Here is a 20461-nt window from a genome sequence, read left to right as displayed (position 1 = left end):
GTCATCAGTCGTGGCGGATATAGGAGATCACCTTGGTGACGCCGTCGGCGTCCATGGCCTCCTTCACCGCCTCGGTCGCCTCCTTCATGCTGGCGACGCTGCCCTGCAGCGTGACGACCCCGTTGTGCACGGTCACGCTGAGCTTCTTCACCGCCTCGTGATCGCTGCTCGCGAGCTTGCCGCCCACGGTGTTGCGGAGCGCCTCGTCGGGCGGCCGCTTGTCAGAGCCCTTGGCCTCCTTGGTGGCGACGACGGAGCCGTCGCGGTTGAAGCTGACCTGATAGTCGTCGTCCTTCGCCGCCTGCGTCCAGGCGTCGCGCTCACTCGCCGCGGCGTTCCCGGGCTGCCCCTTGTCCCTGGCGCCGCCGGCCTGACCGTGCTGCGCCTCCTTTCCTTGCTGGCCACCTTGCTGCGGCGTGGCCTGCTCCCTGGGCGCCGCGGGCTGCCCGGCCTGCGCGCGCCCGGCCTGGCCGTGGTCGTCCTTGAGCGCGCCGGTCTGCGCGCGCCCGGCCTGGCCGTGGTCGTCCTTGAGCGTGCCGGTCTGCTCGCGCCCACCCTGGGCACGGTCGTTCTTGAGCGCGCCGGTCTGCTCGTGCCCGCCCTGGGCACGCTCGTTCTTGAGCGCGCCGGTCTGCTCGCCGACGCGGTTCATCTGGTTGCTGACCTCGCTGCCCACCTCGCGCCCTCGCTCGGCGAGCTGCTCGGCCTTCTCACCCACCTTGTCCGCTTGCTCGCGCGCCTCCTTGCCGAGCTCCTGGCCCTCCCGGGCGAGCTGCTCGGCCTTGTCGCCCAGCCGCTCGGCCTGATCGCGCCCGTCTTTTCCGGGCGACTGGCGCTGGTGATCGGGCGGTGCGGCCCTGTCGCCGGTCTGGTCCGCTGGCTCGCGGACCGCTCCTTCGGCTCTCTCGCTCTCGCTCCTGCAGGCGGTGCCGACGAGGGCGAGCGCGAGGAGGGTGGGGCCGGAGAACCAGCGTATTCTGCTCATCGTGCAGCGGTAACTCATGGTGCCTCTCCGGCCGTCCACCCAGGCAGACGTCGTGCCATGAACGCGGTCGCCCTCGGCCGTTCGGGAACAACCGCGCGGCGCGCGTGTCGGCACGGCCATGCCGAGAACTCCCCTGGCCACCGCGCGGCGGCGGCAACGGACACCGGACGAGCGCTCCGGCCCGACGCATCGTAGGCTCGAGGCCGTGAGCGCGGCGTCGCCGGAACCCGTCCTGCTCGACGCCCTGCCCGGGCAGCGCGCGGCGCCGGATCTGCTCTCGCACCGGCCCGCGCTCCGGGTCGACGCGCGCGCGGTCAAGGAGTCGCTGACGTTCGCGTTCGCGGGCGGCGCCCCCGCGGGCGCGTTCGACCGGCACATCGAGTCGGCGTCGCTGCCCGCGTCGACGTGGGACCCGGCGCGCTTCGCGCAGCACGTCTTCCTGCAAGAGCTCATCGTGGGCTGCCTTCACTTCACGAGCGACGGGCGCACGTACATCCCGAGCCCAGCGCTGCTCGGCCGCGCGCTCTCCCGGCCGCCGAGCGACCGCGACACCGTCGAGCTCCGGCGCGACATCTTCCGGGAGCTCGCCGGGTCGGAGGCGCTGCGCCGCGATCTCGGCCGCGCGTACGCGGCGCTCCGCCGCTGGGTGGGCCAGCTCGAGACGATCTCGATCTCCCGCCGGGAGGGCAGCCGGCGCCGGCTGGACATCCTCGTGGCCGCGAAGGAGGCGCTCGACGCGCTCGCGGACGGGTTCGCGGGCGCCCGATCCGGCCTCGCGCGGCTCCCCGCGTTCGGCGCCGCGGTGCGCGAGACGGAGGCGTACCGCCGCCTCGCGGACCTGCTCGCGTACGACGAGGAGCTCGCGACGCTGGACGTCCGGATCCGCGTCGGCTCCGACGGCCACGTGCGCGATCTCCGCGCGCTGTCGATCCGCGAGAACGACGGGAACCGCTTCTACCAGTCGCCGATCGGGCGCGTCGTCACGAAGCTCGTGATGCTGTGGCGAGGGTACCGGTTCAGCGACGACGAGCTGCTCACCCGCTACGTCAACAGCGTGTTCGAGGGCGTCGAGGACGAGCTCGTCGCGCTCGTCCAGCTCCTCGGAGATCTCGAGTTCTACCTCGCGGGCCTCGCGCTGCGCGATCGCGCCCGCGCGGCCGGGCTCTCCGTCTGCCTGCCCGAGCTCGCCTGGCCAGGCGGCGCGCGCGGCGAGGCCCCGGCGCGCGAGCTCAGGGGGCTGTTCAACCCGCTCCTCCTCGCGAGCGCGGCGAGCATCGTGCCGTGCGACCTCGCGACCGAGCGCCACGACGCGACGGTGATCGTGACCGGGCCGAACTCCGGGGGGAAGACGCGGCTGCTCGAGGCGCTGTCGCTCGCGCAGATGCTGGGGCAGGCGGGCTTCTTCGTGCCGGCCGCGGAGGCCCGCCTCTCGCCGTGTCACGGGCTGTTCGTGTCGCTGATCGAGCAGGCACAGGCCGACCAGAGCGAGGGGCGGCTCGGGATGGAGCTCCTGCGCATCCGCTCGCTGTTCGAGGCGATGCAGGTCGGCGACATGGTGGTGCTCGACGAGCTCTGCTCCGGCACGAACCCGTCCGAGGGGGAGGAGATCTTCCAGCTCGTGATCTCGCTGCTCGGGGAGCTCCGCCCTCAGGCGTTCATCACGACGCATTTCCTGGAGCTCGCGGCGCGGCTCGAGCGGGAGCGGCCGGTCGATGGGCTCGTGTTCCTGCAGGTCGAGCTCGACGCGCAGCAGTGGCCGACGTACCAGTTCGTCCGCGGGGTGGCGCGGACCTCGCTCGCGCAGCGGACCGCGGCGCGGCTCGGGGTCACGCGCGAGGAGCTCGTCGCGCTGGTCGAGCGCAGCAAGCGAGCGCACCGCCGCCGCGAGGTCGAGCCCGACTGATCGCCGGCACGGCGCGCTCGCCGTGAGCGGAAAAATCTGGTTGTATGCGCCGCCATGGAATATCGACCTCTTGGCAGAACGGGCTTCCGCGTCTCCACGGTGAGCTTCGGCGCCTGGGCGATCGGCGGCACCTGGGGCGACGTCGACGACAAGGAGTCGCTCGCCGCGCTGCACCGGGCCATCGAGCGCGGCGTGAACTTCTTCGACACCGCGGACGTGTACGGCGACGGCCGGAGCGAGCGGCTGCTCGCGCGGCTCCGGAGGGAGCGGCGCGAGGAGATCGTCATCGCGACGAAGGCGGGCCGGCGGCTGAGCCCCCACAACGCGGCCAGCTACACCGCGGAGAACCTCACGGCCTTCGTCGAGCGCAGCCTGAAGAACCTCGAGACGGAGGCGCTCGACCTGATGCAGCTGCACTGTCCGCCGACGGACGTCTATTATCGGCCCGAGGTGTTCGATGCCCTCGATCGGCTGGTGAAGGCGGGCAAGATCCGTTTTTACGGCGTCAGCGTCGAGCGGGTGGAAGAGGCGCTGAAGGCGATCGAGTACCCGGGCGTGCAGTCGGTGCAGATCATCTACAACGTGCTCCGGCAGCGCCCGGCCGAGCTGTTCTTCCCGGAGGCGAAGCGCCGGCAGGTCGGGATCCTGGCGCGACTGCCGCTCTCCTCGGGGCTGCTCACCGGGAAGATGAGCGCCGCGACGACGTTCGCCGCCGACGATCACCGCAACTTCAACCGCGAGGGCGCCGCGTTCGACAAGGGCGAGACGTTCTCGGGGGTCGACTACAATCTGGGCCTCGAGGTCGTCGAGGAGCTCCGCCCGCTCGTGCCCCCCGGCGTGAGCATGGGGGCGTGGACGATGCGGTGGATCCTCATGCAGGACGCGGTGACGTGCGTCATCCCCGGCGCGAAGCGGCCTGAACAGGTGGACCAGAACGCGAGCGCCGCGGACCTGCCCGCGCTGCCGCAGGAGACGATGGCGAAGATCCGGGAGATCTACGACCGCCGGCTCCGGCCGGCGATTCACCAGCGCTGGTAGGGTTCGACGAGGGCGCGCCGCGGCCGGCCGGGGCCGCGGCGCGTCCCCGCGCGCGTGGCGCCGAGCGCGCGCCGCGCGATCAGAAGGCGCCCAACCACCGTGATGCCCTCGCCTGACACCCTGACTGACCACGATGTCCGTGGAGGCTGAGCAGCGCACGAGCGACGTCGGCAGGTGCGCTGTGACAGGACGGACGAGGTGAGAAGTCCGCCGTGGTCGGCGTGGTGAGGATGGGCGCCTGAGCGCTCTACTCCCGGCCGGCGGAGCTCCGTGGAGCTCAGAGGATGCGCGGCAGGAGCCACCCGGCGAAGGAGATGAGGGCGGCCGTGCCGAAGAGCGAGCCGAACCCGCGGATCTCGAAATCGTCGATCAGCTTGTCCGTCGCCCAGAGCAGCACGGAGTTCACGAGGAGGCCGAAGAAGAGGTAGGCCAGGCCGAGCGTGACGACGGCGGCGGGCAGGAGCGCCACGGCGACCAGGAACTTCACGAGCCATCCGAGCAGGAGGTTGAGGAGCGTGAACACCGCGGCGACGACGAGCGTCGTCCCTGTCCTGCGGATGCGCACGCCGGGCATGAGCTTCGTTCCGACGAGGACCGCGAGGCCCGCGGCGAGTGCCTGGATGATGAGCGTCTTCATGACCACCTCCCTGGGCCGGCACCGCAGGGGCGGGCCGGAGTTCGCCCGTTCTTGGTGACCCAGGCGCGGGCCGGGCGCAACCTCGCCGGTCAGGGAGGGGCTCGCCCCGGACGCTCCTCTGCAGGTTGCAGGTTCAGCTCTTCGGCTTGTCGCCGCCGAGCAGCTCGCCGATGGCGGGGGCGCCGCCCGGGCCGAGGGCCTGCGTGCTCTCGATGAGGTGGATCAGGAACTGGCGGTTGTCCGTCACCGAGAGGTTCTGGAGCTCGAGCGCGCCGATGCGGTCCTCGGGGGTGAAGTAGGCCTCCTCGACCTTCTCCATCGAGAGCTTGTCCGGCGCATAGGCCATGTAGTCGGCGCGCGTGTTGGTGATGCTGTAATCGTCGCCGCGGCGCAGCTCGAGCGTCACCTCGCCGGTCACGCCGGGCGCGATCCAGCGCGAGAGCGCGTCCTTCAGCATCATGGCCTCGGGGTCGTACCACTTGCCCTCGTAGAGCAGGCGCCCGAGGCGACGGCCCTGGGTGAAGTACACGTCGAGGGTGTTCTCGTTGTGGATCGCGGACAGGAGCCGCTCGTACACGGCGTGGAGGAGGGCCATGCCGGGCGCCTCGTAGATGCCGCGGCTCTTCGCGTCGATGACCCGGTTCTCGATCTGGTCGCTCATGCCGAGCCCGTGGCGCCCGCCGATCCGGTTGCACTCGACGAACAGCTCGAACAGCGAGCCGAAGCGCTTGCCGTTGATGGTGGTCGGGACGCCGCGCTCGAACCCGAGGGTCACCGTCTCGGCCTCGATGGCGACCTCCGGCCGGAAGGACGCGACGCCCATGATCGGGTGGACGATCTTGATCCCGGTGTCCAGGCGCTCGAGGTCCTTTGCCTCGTGCGTCGCGCCGAGCACGTTGGCGTCGGTGCTGTAGGCCTTCTCCGTCCCCATGCGGTAGGGCAGCCCGTGACGCACGAGGTACTCGCTCATCTCCTTGCGCCCGCCGAGCTCACCCACGAATTTCGGGTCGAGCCAGGGCTTGTAGATCTGGAGCGAGGGGTCGACGAAGATGCCATAGCGATAGAACCGCTGGATGTCGTTGCCCTTGTGCGTGCTGCCGTCGCCGAAGACGTGGACGTCGTCGTCGCGCATCGCGCGCACGATCGCGGTCGTGGTCACCGCGCGGCCGAGCGGCGTGGTGTTGAAGTACTTCTTGCCACCCGTCGAGAGGTGGAAGGCGCCGCACTGGATGGCGAGGATGCCCTCGCGGACGAGCGCCTCGCGGCAGTCCACCAGCTTCGCGGAGACCGCGCCGTGCTGCAGGGCGATCGGCGGGATGTCGCCGGGGGAGTCCTCGTCCGGCTGCGCCAGATCGGCGGTGTACGCATGCACCTTGAGCCCGTTGCGCGTCAGCCACGCCACCGCGCAGCGCGTGTCGAGCCCGCCCGAGAACGCGATGCCGAGATGGGTGCCGGCCGGGGGAAGGGAACGGAAGATCCTGCTCATGGCGGCGCAGCATAGTCACATCGCCCGCGCACACGCGAGCGTAGATCGCGCGGCGCGGGGGCCCCGGACGGCGGCCGCGGAGCGCGTCGCCCGGTCGCCGCCGGCGCGCGCGTGCTCGCACGCACGGAGCGGGGCGCGTCGGACTAGGATGGAGGGCGCCTTCTCACGCAACCCTGCCCGCCGACGAGGTGCACCCATGCCGAAGCTGTCGTACGCCGAGATTGCCCGGATCGAGGAGCGCCGGCTGGCGCTCGGCACCGCCGCCGTGGTCGCCTGCGCGGAGCCCATCGCGGGCGGGTGGATGGCCTTTGATGGCGAGGGCTCCTGGGGCAACTTCGCTGTGGGGCTCGGGCTCGACGGGCCCGTCTCCAGCGAGGAGCTCGATCGGCTCGTCGCGTTCTACACGACGCGCGGCGCGGAGCCGCAGATCCAGGTCTGTCCCTTCGCGCACGAGTCGCTGGTGCGCGGCCTCGCCGAGCGGGGGTTCGTGCTGCGCGAGTTCGAGAACGTGCTGGCGCGCGAGATCGCGCCGGACGAGGACCTCCGCGCGCTGCTGACGCACGGCGGCCCCGACGGGCTCGAGATCGTGCGCGTCGACCCCGCGGACGAAGCGCAGGTCCGGGTGTTCATCGAGGTCTCGACGAGCGGCTTCCGCCCCGAGGGCGAGCCGATCACGCCGGCGCTCTTCGACGTCACCCGCCGCCTGGTCGCGCACCCCGGGTGCGACTCGTACCTGGCGCTTGTCCACGGCGAGCCCGCCGGCGGCGGCTGCGTGGAGGTCTCCGGCGAGGGCGCCGCGCTCTTCGGCGCCTCGGTGCTCCCCCGCTTCCGCGAGCGCGGCATCCAGCTGGCGCTCATCGTCCGCCGGCTGGAGCGGGTGCGCGAGCGGGGTTGTCCCCTGGCGTGTATCAGCGCGAGCCCTGGCATTCCCACGGAACGCAACGCCATGCGGCTCGGGTTCTTCATGGCGTACAGCAAGGGTGTCTTCATGCGGCGGAGCGAGAATTCGCAGGAGTCCACCTGAGCGCTCCCCGGGCGTCGCGGATCCGCGCACTTGCAGGAGTGCAGCTCCGTCCTTGCAGAAGCGAAACAATCGCCCCGGACATCCATGCGAAATGCCCGGCAATGACAGAGACGTGCCGTGGCATGTCCGGTGCTTAAGACCAATGCAGCGTCGCTGGCGCGGCCTCTCCCCCCCCCCGAGGCCCCGGCGGCGCTTTTTCATTTTGTGGCCTGAGCCGGTCGCGCGCTTCCGTGTTGAGCTACGCGCTCCCCGTGTTGAGCGCGTGATCAAAGCTCCACGGTAGGCTCCGAGAGAGGGAGTCCGGCGCGCGGCGGACTCCCTCTCTCGGAGCCGGGCGACTCGGATCCCCCTCGCGCGTCACCCCCCGCCAGCCCGCCGCAGCTCGGTCACCGCGTTCCGCACGAGCCGGAGCCCCACGTTGTCGTCCTGCGACAGGATCGACTCCGGGTGGAACTGCACCGCCGCGATCGGCAGCTCCGCATGCTCGATCGCCATCACGACCCCGTCCTCGGTCTCCGCCGTGATCTTCAGAGAGGGCGGCAGCGCGTCCCGCAGCGCGTAGAGCGAGTGGTAGCGCCCCGCGTGGAACTCGCGCGGCAGCCCCTCGAAGAGCCGCCCGCCGAGCACGCGCACCTTCGAGGCCTTGCCGTGCATCGGGTAGTCGAGGATGCCCAGCTTGCCGCCGAAATGCTCGACCATCCCCTGCAGGCCGAGGCACACCCCGAAGACGGGCAGCCGCCGCTCTAGCAGCGCCGACAGCGTCCCCGAGAGATCGAAATCGCTCGGCGACCCCGGCCCGGGAGAGAGCACCACGAGGTCCGGCGCATAGCTGTCGAGCTCGCCGTGAGGGAAGCCGGCGCGGAGCGTCACCACCTCGGCGCCCGTCTGCCGGAAGTAGTTCGCCAGCGTGTGCACGAACGAGTCCTGATGATCGACGAGCAGCACCTTGAGGCCGGCCCCCGGCGCCGTGCCGGCCGTCGCCGGCGCCTGCGCGGGGACGCCGCGAGGCCGCCGGATCGCGTCGAGCAGCGCCGACGCCTTCACGTGCGTCTCGCGCTCCTCCTCGTCGGGATCGGAGTCGTAGAGCAGCGTCGCGCCCACCCGGACCTGCGCCACGCCGTCCTTGACCCGGATCGTGCGCAGCGTGAGCCCCGTGTTCATGCTGCCGTCGAAGCCGACGATCCCGACCGCAGCCCCGTACCAGGCGCGCGGCGAGCGCTCGTGATCCTCGATGAACTGCATGGCCCAGGCCTTCGGCGCCCCGGTGACCGTGACCGCCCAGGTGTGCGCCAGGAACGCGTCGAGCGCGTCGAACCCCTCGCGCAGGCGGCCCTCGATGTGATCGACCGTGTGGATCAGCCGCGAGTACATCTCGATCTGCCGGCGCCCGATCACGCGGACGCTCCCCGGCACGCAGATGCGGGACTTGTCGTTGCGATCGACGTCCGTGCACATCGTCAGCTCCGACTCGTCCTTCGCGGACGCGAGCAGGCGCGCGATCTGCGCCGCGTCGGCGATCGGGTCGCTGCCGCGCGGGATCGTGCCCGAGATCGGGCACGTCTCGACGCGATCGCCCTCGACCCGCACGTACATCTCCGGCGAGGCGCCGACGAGGTACTCGGACTCGCCGAGGTTCATCAGGAAGCCGTAGGGCGCCGGGTTGCGCTCGCGCAGCCGGTAGAAGAGCTCGGTGGGAGGCACCGGGCAGGGCTCGAAGAGCGTCTGGCCCGGGACGACCTCGAAGAGATCGCCCCGCTTGAACGACTCGCGCGCGACCCGGACGAGGTCGGCGTACTCGCCCGGCGCGTACTCGTTCTGCGGCGCGCGATCGGCGCCGACGTAGGCGCGCGCCGCGCCCTCGCGCGGCAGCCCCTCGGTCGAGCGATCGCCGCACGTGAGCTCGTAGCGCGTGCGCGTCGCGCGCTCGCGGCGGTGATCGACGGCGACGATCTCGTCGGGCAGGTAGAGCACGAGATCCCGCTGATCCGCCGGGCGCTCGAGGCGGAGCCGGATCGGCTCGAACTGGAAGGCGAGATCGTACGCGAACGCGCCGTACAGCCCGAAGAGCGGATCGCCCGGGGTGCTGAACAGCTCGATGAGCCGCCGCAGCACCGAGAAGATGGACGGCTGGCGGCTGCGCAGCTCCTCGGGCACCCGCTCGCCCGGCGGCCGGACCGCGCCGACCACCTCGTCCCCGCGGCGCTCGACGGCCGCGACCGCATCGAGATCCCGGAGCGCCTCGTCGATGGCCGGGAGGATCACGCGACCGCGCTCGTTCAGCGCGGTGAACCGGAAGTCGCGGCCCCGGGAGACGAGCACGAGCGGCGGATCGATGAAGCCGATGTCCCATCGCGTGTACCGGCCGGGAACCTCGTAGCTGGACGCCAGGACCACGCCGAGGTGGCTGTCGAGCGCCTCCACGATGGGCTGGATCGCGCCGTCGACGGCGAGCTCCTCGACCACCCGCCGCACCGCGACTCCCTTCCGCGTAACGTTGCTCTCTCGTTTCAAGACCGCGTCTCCTCCTGCGCGGCGAGTATATGCGGTGCGGCATGCGCTCGGCACCGGCTTCTTCGCCGCGGGCACGTGTTCGTCGGGCACGTCATCTGCGCGACGCCCTCGGCGGACGCGGGCGATGCGCGCCGCGCGCGGGCGCTCGATCGGCGTCCGCGGCGCGCTCGGCGAGGTAGACGGCGCGGAGCAGCGGGAAGCTTTTGACGAGGACCTCCTCGTACTCGGCCTCGGGGCTCGACTCCGCGACGACCGCGCCGCCGCTGCCGAAGCTGACCCCCTCGGCGTCGGCGACGAGGGTCCGGATGGCGATGTTCATGTCCATGGGGCCCTCGAAGGCGAGGTACCCGATGGCGCCCGTGTACACGCCGCGCGTGCGCCGCTCGAGCGCGTCGATGATCGAGGTGGTCCGGTGCTTCGGCGCCCCCGTGATCGAGCCGCCGGGGAAGCACGCCTCGAGCGCGTCGAGCGCGGCGCGCCCCTCGCGCAGCGCGCCCGTGATCACCGAGGAGAGCTGGAGCAGGGTCGCGTGCTCGGTGATCCGCATCAGCTCCTCGACCTCGATCGAGCCCATCGCGCACACCCGGCTGAGGTCGTTGCGGACCAGGTCGATGATCATGAGCAGCTCGGAGCGGTCCTTGTCGCTCGTCGCGAGATCGCGGCGCTGGGCCTGCGTCTCTTCGTCGGTGGCGCCCCTCGGCCGCGTCCCCTTGATCGGCTCGCTGCGCACGCGCCGCGCCCGATCGACCGAGAGGAACCGCTCCGGCGACGACGACAGCACCGCGCCTCCCGGCAGCCTGAGGTAGGCCGAGAACGGCGCGGGGTTCGTGCGGCGCAGGACGCGGTAGAGGGCGAACGGGTCGAGCGAGGTCCGCACGTGGAACTCGTTGGTGAGGCACACCTCGTACGTCTCGCCCTCGTGGATCTCGGCGAGGATCGACCGGACGGCGTCGAGGTGCTCCCTGCGCGAGAGGCGCTGCGACAGCGCGAGGCCGTCGGCGAAGCCCTCCGGGACGGGCGGGAGCGCCGGCTCGGCGAGATCCGGGAGGCCCTGGAGCCGCGCCGCGACTTCGTCGAGCCACGCGTCGCACGGGGGCGGCGGCGCGGCGATCGGCGGCGGCTCGCCCGCGTCGATCGCGCACGCGTACACGGCGCGCTCGACGTGGTCGAAGGCCAGGAGCCGCCGCGCGATCATCATCGCGCTGTCCGGGAGCGCGCGGCGCGGGTGGGCGGACGCGCCGAAGCCGAGGTGCTCCTTGAGCTCGTAGCCGAGATAGCCGACGAGCCCGCCCGTGAAATGGAACGGAAGGCCGCTCGGCTCGAGCGACACGGACGCGAGCTCCCGCCGGAACGCCGCGAACGGGCTCCCCTCGGACAGGGCCGGGGTGAGCAGGCCCCCCGGGCCGCCGGCGGTCCAGCGCGTCACGGCGGCGCCGTGGCTCTCGATCGCCTCGGTCGCGCTCCCCATGAACGAGAAGCGGCCGTCGCTCCCGGTCGCGCTCGAGTCGAGCCAGAACGCGTACGGCGCCGCGGCGAACAGCCGGGCGAACGCCCGCTCGGGATCGACCCAGGGGAGCCGGACGTGACGCACGCGGCCGCGCCCCCCCGCGCGCGCCAGACCGGCAGCCGCGGCCCCAGGCGCCGCCGCTGCTCCCCTTGCGCGCGCGGTGATCTCACGGAAATTGCTGATGATTTTTCTGCCGTGCTCGGTGCCGATCGACTCGGGGTGGAACTGCACGCCGTAGAACGGCCGGTCCTTGATCTTGAGGGCCATGATGAGCCCGTCGCCGCGCGTCCGCGCGGTCACCTCAATGTCGGCCGGGAGGTCGTCGTCGCCGACGATCAGCGAGTGGTAGCGCACCACCTTGAACGGGCTGGGCACGCCCTCGAACAGCCCGGCGCCGTCGTGCTCGACCTCCGCGACCTTGCCGTGCATCACCCGCGGCGCGTGCCGGACGCGCCCGCCGAAGCGCGCCGCGAGCCCCTGGTGGCCGAGGCAGACGCCGAGGATCGGCGTGCCGGAGAGCGCCTCGATCACGTCCGCGCAGACGCCGAAATCGGCCCGGCGCTCCGGGCGGCCGGGGCCGGGGGAGATGACGATGTTGTCGACCTCGAGGTCCCTGATCTCGGCGAGCGAGAGGCTGTCGTTCCTGACGATGATCGGCTTCTCGCCGTTCACCTCCCAGAGGTACTGCCCGAGGATGTGGGTGTACGAGTCGTAGTTGTCGATGAGGAGTGTCTTCACGGCGAAGCTCCCCTGGGGGCCCTCGCGGGGGCCGTCAACGCGGGCGCGCCGGCGCGGGGACCGGCGTGGAGGAGGCGCCAGGGCGGCGGCCCCGGCATCAGGGGCGGATGAGGGCCGCGAGCATGGCCTGCAGCTTGAGCTGCGTCTCCACGAGCTCGGCCTCCGGGCTCGAGCCCGCGACGACCCCGACGCCAGCGACCATCCGCGCGCGGGCGCCGTCGACGGTGGCGCTGCGGATGCCGATGAACCAGTCGCCGTCGCCGCGCGCGTCGACCCAGCCCACGATCCCGGCGTAGAGCCCGCGCCGGATGCCCTCGTGCGCGCCGAGCCACGCCTCCGCCGCGTCGCGCGGCGTGCCGCACACGGCCGGCGTCGGGTGCAGCCGCGCGGCGAGCGTGAGCGCGTCCGGCGCCGCCTCCTTGAGCTCGCCGTGGATCGACGTGCCGAGGTGCATCACGTTGCGGAGGCTCAGGATCGACGGCTCGCTGGGCACGTCGAGCGACGCGCACTCCGGCCGGAGCGCGGCTGCCACGGCCTCGACCACGAAGCGGTGCTCGCGCTGGTCCTTGGCCGACCTCCGGAGGACCTCGGAGAACCGGCGGTCGGCGTCGACGTCGGCGGAGACCGCGTAGGTGCCGGCGAGCGGGTGCGACGAGACGGCGCGCGCGCGGCGCGAGAGCAGGAGCTCCGGGCTCGCGCCGAGGAAGCCGTCGACGTGGAAGATCGCGCACGAGGGGTACAGCGCGGTCAGGCGGCGCAAGACCTCCTCGACGACGATGGGCCGGTTCGCCTCGACGTCGACCGCGCGCGCGACGACGACCTTGGACAGGTCCCCGCGCTGGATGTCGGCCACGGCGTGCGCGATGCGCCCGCACCACTCGTCGTGCGGGACCGCGGACTTCAGCGTGAAGCTGTCGGGCGAGCGCCGGTGGCCCTCGGCCCGCTCGAGGTGCGGCGCGGGCGCGGCGCCCTCGCCGATGGTGGTGACCCACGCGGTCCCGTCGGGGGCCGCGCCGACGAGCTGGGCGGGGATGACGAGCGCGGCCGGCTCCGTCCGGCCGAAGGGCAGGGCTCCGAGCGCCACCGGGCCGCTGCCCGGGCGGCCCACGGCGTCGGCCGTGCCGATCGACGAGAGCACCTCCTGGATCCACGCGACGCCGCCCTCGATGCCGTGCGGCAGCTCCAGGCGGGCGGCGACCCCGTGCGCGATGAGCTGCGCGCTGGGGTGCATCCAGACGCGCGCGCTGTCCCCGGCGAGCGCGGAGATGCCGCCGGGCATCCTCGCGAGCGTGTCAGCGTCGAGCCGGACGGTGCGGGCGACCAGCCGTGCCGCCTGGCGGGGGGCATCGGCCGAAGAGGAGAGCGTCAGGGGGGTCATGCACAGCCTGCGCAGGCCGGTTCGGGCTCGTCCTGCTCGGCAGGAGCAGTCAGGCGCCAGCGGGCCGTGCGCCCGCGGCACCATGCCGGATCGCGAGCGCCGGCCGCACAGCGTCGGCTCTACCGCCTCCGGATGGGCTCCGCAAGCGCAAAGCAGCCCGCGCCCCGTGCGCGTGAGACGGCGATTCACCGCGAAAATTGCGCGATCCGGCGCGCATCCGCCGTTCGCGCAACGCGTGCGCGCGCTGGTGTGCGATGCGCGACGTGCGATGCGCGACGTGCGCGCGTCGTACCTCGCGCGACCGGCTCACTTCGTCGTCGCGCAACGCGCGTGCGCACCGCCTTCGTGCAACCCCGCTCGCGCTCCGTTGCGAGTCCGCCACGCGCGCGCAACGCACACGCGGTTCGCCTCCGCCTCGTGCATGCGCGTCCGCGTCGCGCATGCGCGTCCGCGTCGCGCATGCGCAGCGCGCCTCGTCGTGCGTCTCGTGCCCGCTTCGCTGCGGCGTGGCGCGTCGAGCAGAGCCGTAGGCTTCATCCCTAGCTGTGTTCAGGTACCTCCCGACCGTAAATCCGCCGCGGACAGGCGGCGCGATCGCTTGCCCCGGAGCGCGTATCTGTTCGATGCTGCCGCGGGGCCTCATCCTTCGCGGCGCTCGTGAGCGGCGCGTCTCGACAGCACCGAGGGGCCCTCGGAACCGTGAAACTCCCTGGCACTGAGCTCAGAAAGGATCCTGCGATGGACCTCACTCGGCAGCATGACCTCCGCGCATGGCGCCCCACGGCGCTGCTCCTCCTCGTCGTCGGTCTGGGCGCCTGCCGCGGCGGCGACAAGAGCCCGCCTGCCGGCGAGAGCCGCCCTGGCGCCGCCGCCACGACCGCGGCCGCGGTCGCGGAGGCGCCGGGCGAGAAGGCGATCAAGGCGCAGCCGCCCGCGGTGCCGAACGCCGCCGAGGCGAAGAAATACGCGGGGGCCAAGCTCAAGTATTACGGCGAGTCCGTGGGCGTCGGCGCCGAGCTCGACAAGACGATGATCCAGCAGTTCCAGCAGGACACCGGCATCCAGGTGACCATCATCCCCCGGCCGAAGGGCGCGACCGAGACCTACTCCGTCTACCAGCGCCTGTTCCAGGCGCAGTCGGGCGACGTCGACGTGATGATGCTGGACGTCATCTGGCCCGGCGCCTTCGCGCAGAACCTCGCCGATCTGACCGGGAAGCTCGGTGAAGCAGCGAAGCAGCATGTCGAGAGCATCGTCCAGAACAACACGGTCGACGGCAAGCTCGTGGCGATGCCGTGGTTCACCGACTTCGGGCTGCTCTACTACCGCACCGACCTGCTGACGAAGCACGGCTACTCGAAGCCGCCGGAGACGTGGGACGAACTCGAGCAGATGGCGAAGAAGATCCAGGAAGGGGAGCGGGCGCAGAACCCGAACTTCCTCGGCTACGTGTGGCAGGGCAAGGCGTACGAGGGGCTGACCTGCAATGCGCTGGAGTGGATCGCCTCGCACGGCGGCGGCGCCATCATCGAGAACGGCAAGATCACGGTGAACAACCCGAACGCGCAGAAGGCGCTCGCGCGCGCCAGGGGCTGGGTGGGCTCGATCTCGTCCGCCGGCGTGACGAGCTACGAGGAGGAGGACGCCCGGAACACGTTCCAGAGCGGGAACGCCGCGTTCATGCGCAACTGGCCCTACGCGTACGCCGCGGGCAACGCCGAGAAGTCGCCGATCAAGGGCAAGTTCGCGGTGGCCCCGCTGCCGCACGAGCCCGGCCAGAAGAGCGCCGCCGCCGTCGGCGGCTGGCAGCTCGCCGTCTCGAAGTTCTCGCAGCAGCAGGACGCGGCGATCGAGCTCGTTCGCTACCTGGCGAGCCCGGAAGGGCAGAAGTTCCGCGCGCTCGCGGCCTCGCTCATCCCGACGGTCCGATCGGCGCTCGAGGATCCGGAGGTGGTGAAGGCGATGCCCTTCCTGGAGAGCGCCAAGGACCTCTGGCTGGTGCCGCGCCCCTCGAACAGCACCGGCCCGCGCTACAACGAGGCGTCGATCGCCTTCTTCCAGGGGGTGAGCGAGGTCCTGCAGGGCAAGGATCCAAAGGCGGTGCTCGGCCAGGTGGAGCAGCGCCTCACGCGCACGCTCAGGTAACCGCCGCGGAGGTCGCGCCTCCGGCGGCCGCGCGCTCCCCCGCCGCCGCGGCGCCGCTGGCGCGACCTTCCGGCCACACCGCCTCTCGAGAACGGAGCTTCGCATGAGCACGCCGGCTGACCCGAAGGCCACGATCGAGGCGACCCCCGCGCGCGGCGCGTCGCTCGAGAGGCGGCGGACCACGATCGCCTGGCTCTTTCTCCTGCCGACGCTGGTGGTCGTCGGCTTCATCGCCCTCTACCCGCTCGTCCAGACGTTCTACCTGAGCTTCACGAACACGCGGCTCGGCACCGGGGCGCCGGCGGCGTTCGTCGGGGCGCAGAACTACGTCGATCTCGCGCAGGACAGCTACTTTCACGACGCGGTCCTGCTCACGGTCCTCTTCACGGTCGTCACCGTGCTGAGCGAGCTCGCCCTCGGCCTCGCCATCGCGCTCATCGTCAACTCGCAGTTCAAGGGGCGCTCCACGGTGCGCGCGGCCATGCTCATCCCCTGGGCGATACCGACCGTCATCTCGGCGCAGATGTGGAAGTGGATGTACAGCGACGTCTACGGCGTCTTCAACGACATCCTCGTGAACCGCCTGCACATCGTGGATCGGAACATCGCGTTCCTCGCCGATCCGGACGTGTCGTTCTGGGCGGTGGCGCTCATCGATATCTGGAAGACGACGCCGTTCATGGCGCTCCTCCTGCTCGCCGGGCTGCAGCTCGTGCCCGGCGACCTCTACGAGGCCGCCCGGGTGGACGGCGCGACGGCGCTCCAGCAGTTCACCCGCATCACCCTGCCGCTCCTCAAGCCGTCGCTCCTCGTGGCGCTCATCTTCCGCACGCTCGACGCGCTCCGGGTCTTCGACGTCTTCTACGTCATGTTCGGCAACCGGCCGGACATGCAGACGATGGCCACGTATGCCCAGCAGACGCTGGTCAGCATCTCCGACATCGGGTACGGCTCGGCCATCTCCGTCGCGCTGTTCCTGGTCATCGCCGTGTTCATCATGATCTATCTCGCGGTGTTCCGCGCGGAGGAGGCTTGAGATGGATGGCTCTCCCGGAGCTCCGGGCGGCGGGCACCGTCGGCGCGGCGGGCAGGTCGCCCTGCGCGTCCTGTTCTACCTGCTCGTCGCCGCGGTCGTCGTGTTCACCGTCTTCCCGTTCGTCTGGGCGTTCGTCTCCTCGATCAAGCCGGACAGCGAGCTGTTCACGACCCCGGTCCGCTACTGGCCCGATCGCGTCACGCTCGACAACTACCGCGCCGTGCTGGAGGACGGCCAGTTCCAGACGGCGCTCCTGAACAGCGTGATCGTCGCCGTCTCGGTCACGGCGCTCTCGCTCGCGGTCGGCTCGCTCGCCGCCTACTCCCTCGGCAGGTTCCGGTTCCGCGGGCGCAGCGTCGTGCTCTACGCGGTCCTGGCGATGACCATCTTCCCGCAGATCGCCGTGCTCGGCGCCCTGTTCGAGATGATCAACTTCCTCAAGCTCTACAACCAGCTCCCCGCGCTGATCCTGACATACCTCATCTTCACGCTCCCGTTCACGGTCTGGGTGCTCACCGGCTTCCTGAAGGCGATCCCGCGCGAGGTCGAGGAGGCGGCGTACGTCGACGGCGCGACGCCCTGGCAGGTGTTCACGAAGATCATGCTGCCGCTCGCGGTCCCGGGGATGGCGACGACCGGCATCCTCGCGTTCATCGCCGCCTGGAACGAGTTCCTGTTCGCGCTCTCGTTCACCCAGACGCCGGACAAGCGCACGGTGACGTACGCGATCCAGGCGTTCTCGACCGCCACCAGCGGGCTCTATGAGATCCCCTGGGGGCAGACCATGGCGGCCTCCGTCGTGGTGACCGTGCCGCTGGTGGTGCTGACGCTGGTCTTCCAGCGGCGCATCCTCGCGGGGCTCACGGCGGGCGCGGTGAAGGGCTAGCGCGCGCTCGCTGCAGGCGGCCAGGGGCCGTCACGCGTCCCGTCTCGCGCGAGCTCTCCCCGCCTTCACGGCCGACGCCGCGCCGGGCTGACGCGCGAGGTAGCCGTCACGCGCGCCCCCAGGGGAAGCGGAGCCAGCGAGGGCCGTAGACGGCGCCGAGATCGCGCAGCCCCGAGAGCAGCACGCCCGCGGCCATCGCCGGCAGGAGCACGCGGAGGGCGAGGGGCGCTTCCCAGCGGGAGAAGCCGGTGGGGGCGAGCGCCCAGCGCCAGAGCTCGGGGAGGAGGTGCGCGAGGGCGGCGCCGTAGATGATGCCCATCACGGCGTGCATCACCCGCTCTCCCGGGTAGACGCCGCCGAGCGGCCGCCGGACCGTGTCCTCGACGACGAAATCGCGGAGCGTGATCGCGATCTCTGCGAGCAGGAGCGCCGCGAGCGCCCACGCGGCGAGCCCCTCCCAGCGCACGAACGGCAGCGTGGCGAAGAGCACCGCGTACACGAGGTCGCGGACGGCGTGCAGGACGAGCTCGGGCGCGGTGCCGGGCACGCCGCCGGGCAGGCGCGCGCGCCACTCGTGGTAGTAGAGCGTGTCGAACGCGCCGAGCGCGCCCTGAACGGCGAACAGGACGAGCGCGGTGATCACGCGCTCGACCCGCGCGCCGGCGCGCCGGCGCTCGCGGAGGCGGCCTCGCCGGCGCTCACGGAGGCGGCCTCGCCGGCGCGCGCGGAGGTTGGCTCGCGGGCGGGCGCCGAGGCCGCCTCGTCCTCTCCGCCGCGCGTCACGCGCCCCTCGTACGCGACGAGCAGCCCGGCGACGGGCGCGAAGATCCGCACGTCGACCTGGACCTCGTCGCGCAGCGCCTCGGCGCGGCCCTCGACCCGCGGGGCGAGCCACCTGGGCAGCGGCAGCCCGAAGCTGCGCAGCCCGATCGTCGACCGCACCTGCTCGAACACGAGCGCGCCGCCCTCAGCGCGTAGCCGGAACCAGCACTGGACGAGGCCGAGCGCCTCCACCAGCAGATCGCCCGAGCGCCACTGCGTCGAGCGGAGCAGGCGAGTTCCGAAGGTGCGGATCCACCGCTCGCCGTCGGCCCGCGGCTCGACCGCGAGCGTGACGGCGACGTCCTCCGCTGCCTCCGGCATGCGCAGCAGGGCGGCGATCAGGCGCGCCGCGAGCGCGCGGCCGCGGCGCACGCGGAAGCGACCGCGAGCGCGCGCGCCGCCCGCGTGGAGGCGCTGGACCGGCGGCGCGAGCGCAGACCACGCGGCGCCGAGGAGGGAAGGGTAGAGGGAGGGCATCGGAGCAGCGCGCGTCGCGCCCGCTTCCACGTGCGCCGCGGCCGCGCGGGCGCGGCTCGCGCGCACGCGCGGCGCGTCGGCGGGGCCGGCGTCAGCCGTCCTCCGGGAGCATCTCGCGCGGCAGCGCGGGGCTCCTCGCGGCGACGGCCGCGTCGGCGAGGTCCCGGATCTTGACGAGGATCGGCTGCTCCGCGTCGCTCTCCGCCTCCTCGCAGAGCGACCGGATCTGCCAGAGCAGCTTGCGCGTGCGCCGCAGCTCGAAGACGAGCCACCGGCTCTCCGGCCGCGCCTGCAGCGGGTGGCGCTCCAGCTCGACCTCGATCTCGCGGATGCGCTCCTCGATCTGCTCGCCGGTCGGAAAGATGCGGCCGTTCCCGTTACAGTCCTTGCACAGGTAGGGTCCGGAGTCCGTGTTGATCTCGCCTTCGCCGTAGCAGCTCGCGCACGTGATCAGATCGTAGGAGTTCATGCTGGGCACTCTATCCGATCCTGCGGCGCACCGGAGAGCGCGGTGCGGCCCGGCGGCGCAGCAGCATCCCGACCTCGCGGGCCCGCCGGGGGCGGAGCGGTCGGCCGCGCCGGCCCCGCGATCGCCGCGCGGCGGCCCAAGCTGGCCGGCATCCGCGCGTCCTAACTTCGCTTGCCCCGCTCCTTGCGATAATTGGGAGGCCTCCCCGTGACCTGCCCTCGTTCCTCGCTTCGGGGCGCGCTCTGCGTCCTCGCCCTGTGCGTCCTTTCTCTCGGCTCGCTGCGCGTCGCCGCGGCGGCCCCGCAGCGCCCGCGGCTCGCCGTTCACCGGGCGCCGTCGGCGGCTGACTGCCCCGACGCGCCGTCGCTGGCCGCAGCGGTCGAGCGCGTGATGAAGCAGCCCGCCCTCGACCCGGTCAGCACACCGGCGGCCGCGGACGGCGCCCCGGCGGCCGCCGCTCCCGCGCCGTCGCTCGCCGGGGATGCCCCGTCGACCGCCGGGGCCGCTGCTCCGGGCGCCGGCACCCCGCCGGGCGCCGGCGACGTGCCCGAGTACGAGGTCCACTTTCTCCGGACCGAGACCACCTACACCGCCGTCCTCCAGGCCGGAGGCCGCGCCCGGCAGCTCTCGTCCGAGGCGGGGGCGACCTGCGGCGAGCTCGTCGAGGCGCTGGCCCTGACCATCGCCATCCTGCTCGACAGCGAGCCAGCGCCCGCGCCGCCCCCTCCGGTCGCGCCCGCGCCGCCCCCTGCCGCGCCCGCGCCGGTCGTGCCCGCGCGCAGGCCCGCGCCGCCGCCCTCTGCGCGTCAGCCGCCGTCCTGGGACGTCTCGGCGGAGCTCGGCGCCGCGGGGACCGTGGGCATGCTCGACCCGTTCCGGGCGGCCGCCACGGGCGGCGTCTCGCTGCGGCGCCGCGCGTGGTCGGCCGGGCTCGGCGCGGTGTGGCTGCCGCGCCAGGACATCGACATCGAGCCGGGCGTCGCCTCCATCGGGCTCGTCGCGGCGACGGCGCGCGGCTGCGCCACGATCGCCGGCGAGCTCGACGAGGTCCGGCTCTCGGCCTGCGCGGCGTCGATGCTCGGCGCCGTCCACGGCGCGGGCAGGGGGTTCAGCCCGAACCGCGAGGACTCCGCGCTCTGGTTCGCCGTGGGCGGCTCGGCCATCGCCGAGGGGCCGCTGTTCGGTACCCGCGCGCTGGGCTGGTCCGCGCGCGCGACGCTCCTCGCGCCGGTCGCGCGGGCGCGCTTCACGGTCGACCGCCGCGCGGGCAGCGACGCCGGCGCGCCGGTCACGACGGACGCCGTGCTCGACCCCTCCCCGGTGGGGTTGCTCGTGGGGCTGGGGGCCCGCGTGTCGATTTTCTGATCCGACGTGTCGATTCCCTGATGGCGGACCAGGCGACCTTCCACTGAGGGGGCG

Annotated in this window: 16 protein-coding genes; 7 read left to right on the top strand and 9 right to left on the bottom strand. The window is 72.4% G+C overall.

All coding sequences use genetic code 11. From position 1 onward, the window contains the following. Nucleotides 1-4 precede the first annotated feature (4 nt). The gene (locus WME96_RS26925; RefSeq protein ID WP_437284453.1) at nucleotides 5-985 is read right to left on the bottom strand and encodes a BON domain-containing protein; all 981 of its coding nucleotides are present in this window, start codon (nucleotides 983-985) and stop codon (nucleotides 5-7) included. A gap of 205 nt (nucleotides 986-1190) precedes the next feature. Here WME96_RS26925 and WME96_RS26920 point away from each other — a divergent pair, with 205 nt between their 5' ends. Both WME96_RS26920 and WME96_RS26915 read left to right on the top strand, forming a co-directional pair. Then, nucleotides 1191-2888 (top strand): MutS-related protein, encoded by a 1698-nt coding sequence (locus WME96_RS26920; protein ID WP_437284452.1) that lies wholly within the window; start codon nucleotides 1191-1193, stop codon nucleotides 2886-2888. A 54-nt stretch (nucleotides 2889-2942) separates the two neighbouring features. Further along, nucleotides 2943-3926 (top strand): aldo/keto reductase, encoded by a 984-nt coding sequence (locus WME96_RS26915; RefSeq protein ID WP_437284451.1) that lies wholly within the window; start codon nucleotides 2943-2945, stop codon nucleotides 3924-3926. 277 nt (nucleotides 3927-4203) lie between these two features. Here WME96_RS26915 and WME96_RS26910 read toward each other — a convergent pair whose 3' ends face one another. Together WME96_RS26910 and argG are read right to left on the bottom strand one after the other, a co-directional pair. Beyond that, a complete protein-coding gene (locus tag WME96_RS26910; RefSeq protein WP_437284450.1) occupies nucleotides 4204-4563 on the bottom strand; it encodes a phage holin family protein in 360 nt (119 codons plus the stop codon). Nucleotides 4564-4696: 133 nt separating this feature from the next. Next, on the bottom strand, nucleotides 4697-6049 hold the full coding sequence (gene argG, locus WME96_RS26905; RefSeq protein WP_437284449.1) for an argininosuccinate synthase: 1353 nt from the start codon (nucleotides 6047-6049) through the stop codon (nucleotides 4697-4699). A gap of 196 nt (nucleotides 6050-6245) precedes the next feature. Between argG and WME96_RS26900 the strand changes: the two genes are divergently transcribed. After that, a complete protein-coding gene (locus WME96_RS26900; RefSeq protein WP_437284448.1) occupies nucleotides 6246-7073 on the top strand; it encodes a GNAT family N-acetyltransferase in 828 nt (275 codons plus the stop codon). 357 nt (nucleotides 7074-7430) lie between these two features. Here WME96_RS26900 and WME96_RS26895 read toward each other — a convergent pair whose 3' ends face one another. From WME96_RS26895 to WME96_RS26885, 3 genes are all read right to left on the bottom strand, one after another. After that, a complete protein-coding gene (locus WME96_RS26895; protein WP_437284447.1) occupies nucleotides 7431-9584 on the bottom strand; it encodes an anthranilate synthase component I in 2154 nt (717 codons plus the stop codon). A 91-nt stretch (nucleotides 9585-9675) separates the two neighbouring features. Beyond that, on the bottom strand, nucleotides 9676-11829 hold the full coding sequence (gene pabB, locus WME96_RS26890) for an aminodeoxychorismate synthase component I (protein ID WP_437284446.1): 2154 nt from the start codon (nucleotides 11827-11829) through the stop codon (nucleotides 9676-9678). A gap of 97 nt (nucleotides 11830-11926) precedes the next feature. Beyond that, nucleotides 11927-13207: an isochorismate synthase gene (locus WME96_RS26885; RefSeq protein WP_437284445.1), complete on the bottom strand. Its 1281-nt coding sequence runs from the start codon at nucleotides 13205-13207 to the stop codon at nucleotides 11927-11929. Nucleotides 13208-13945: 738 nt separating this feature from the next. Between WME96_RS26885 and WME96_RS26880 the strand changes: the two genes are divergently transcribed. The 3 genes from WME96_RS26880 (at nucleotide 13946) to WME96_RS26870 (ending at nucleotide 17274) form a co-directional block, all read left to right on the top strand. Further along, nucleotides 13946-15352 carry an ABC transporter substrate-binding protein gene (locus WME96_RS26880; RefSeq protein WP_437284444.1) on the top strand — a complete coding sequence of 469 codons (1407 nt, stop codon included), beginning with the start codon at nucleotides 13946-13948 and terminating at the stop codon, nucleotides 15350-15352. Nucleotides 15353-15455: 103 nt separating this feature from the next. Then, entirely contained in the window at nucleotides 15456-16388 is a 933-nt protein-coding gene (locus WME96_RS26875) for a carbohydrate ABC transporter permease (protein ID WP_437284443.1), read from the top strand. Between the two features lies 1 nt (nucleotide 16389). Continuing rightward, entirely contained in the window at nucleotides 16390-17274 is an 885-nt protein-coding gene (locus tag WME96_RS26870) for a carbohydrate ABC transporter permease (RefSeq protein WP_437284442.1), read from the top strand. A 106-nt stretch (nucleotides 17275-17380) separates the two neighbouring features. On the opposite strand, the gene WME96_RS26865 is transcribed toward WME96_RS26870, so the two are convergent. From WME96_RS26865 to WME96_RS26855, 3 genes are all read right to left on the bottom strand, one after another. Then, nucleotides 17381-17917 (bottom strand): hypothetical protein, encoded by a 537-nt coding sequence (locus WME96_RS26865; protein ID WP_437284441.1) that lies wholly within the window; start codon nucleotides 17915-17917, stop codon nucleotides 17381-17383. Beyond that, a complete protein-coding gene (locus tag WME96_RS26860) occupies nucleotides 17914-18573 on the bottom strand; it encodes a DUF4166 domain-containing protein (RefSeq protein ID WP_437284440.1) in 660 nt (219 codons plus the stop codon). The genes WME96_RS26865 and WME96_RS26860 overlap by 4 nt, the downstream gene beginning before the upstream one ends. Before the next feature lie 91 nt (nucleotides 18574-18664). Then, nucleotides 18665-19042 (bottom strand): hypothetical protein, encoded by a 378-nt coding sequence (locus WME96_RS26855; RefSeq protein ID WP_437284439.1) that lies wholly within the window; start codon nucleotides 19040-19042, stop codon nucleotides 18665-18667. Nucleotides 19043-19249: 207 nt separating this feature from the next. Between WME96_RS26855 and WME96_RS26850 the strand changes: the two genes are divergently transcribed. Further along, on the top strand, nucleotides 19250-20407 hold the full coding sequence (locus tag WME96_RS26850) for a hypothetical protein (RefSeq protein ID WP_437284438.1): 1158 nt from the start codon (nucleotides 19250-19252) through the stop codon (nucleotides 20405-20407). The last annotated feature ends 54 nt before the right edge of the window (nucleotides 20408-20461 follow it).

Origin of the sequence: Sorangium sp. So ce406 (genome assembly GCF_051474675.1) — a bacterium.
Classification (GTDB): Bacteria; Myxococcota_A; Polyangia; order Polyangiales; family Polyangiaceae; genus Sorangium; species Sorangium cellulosum_G.
This window is presented reverse-complemented; position numbering and strand designations above follow the sequence as displayed.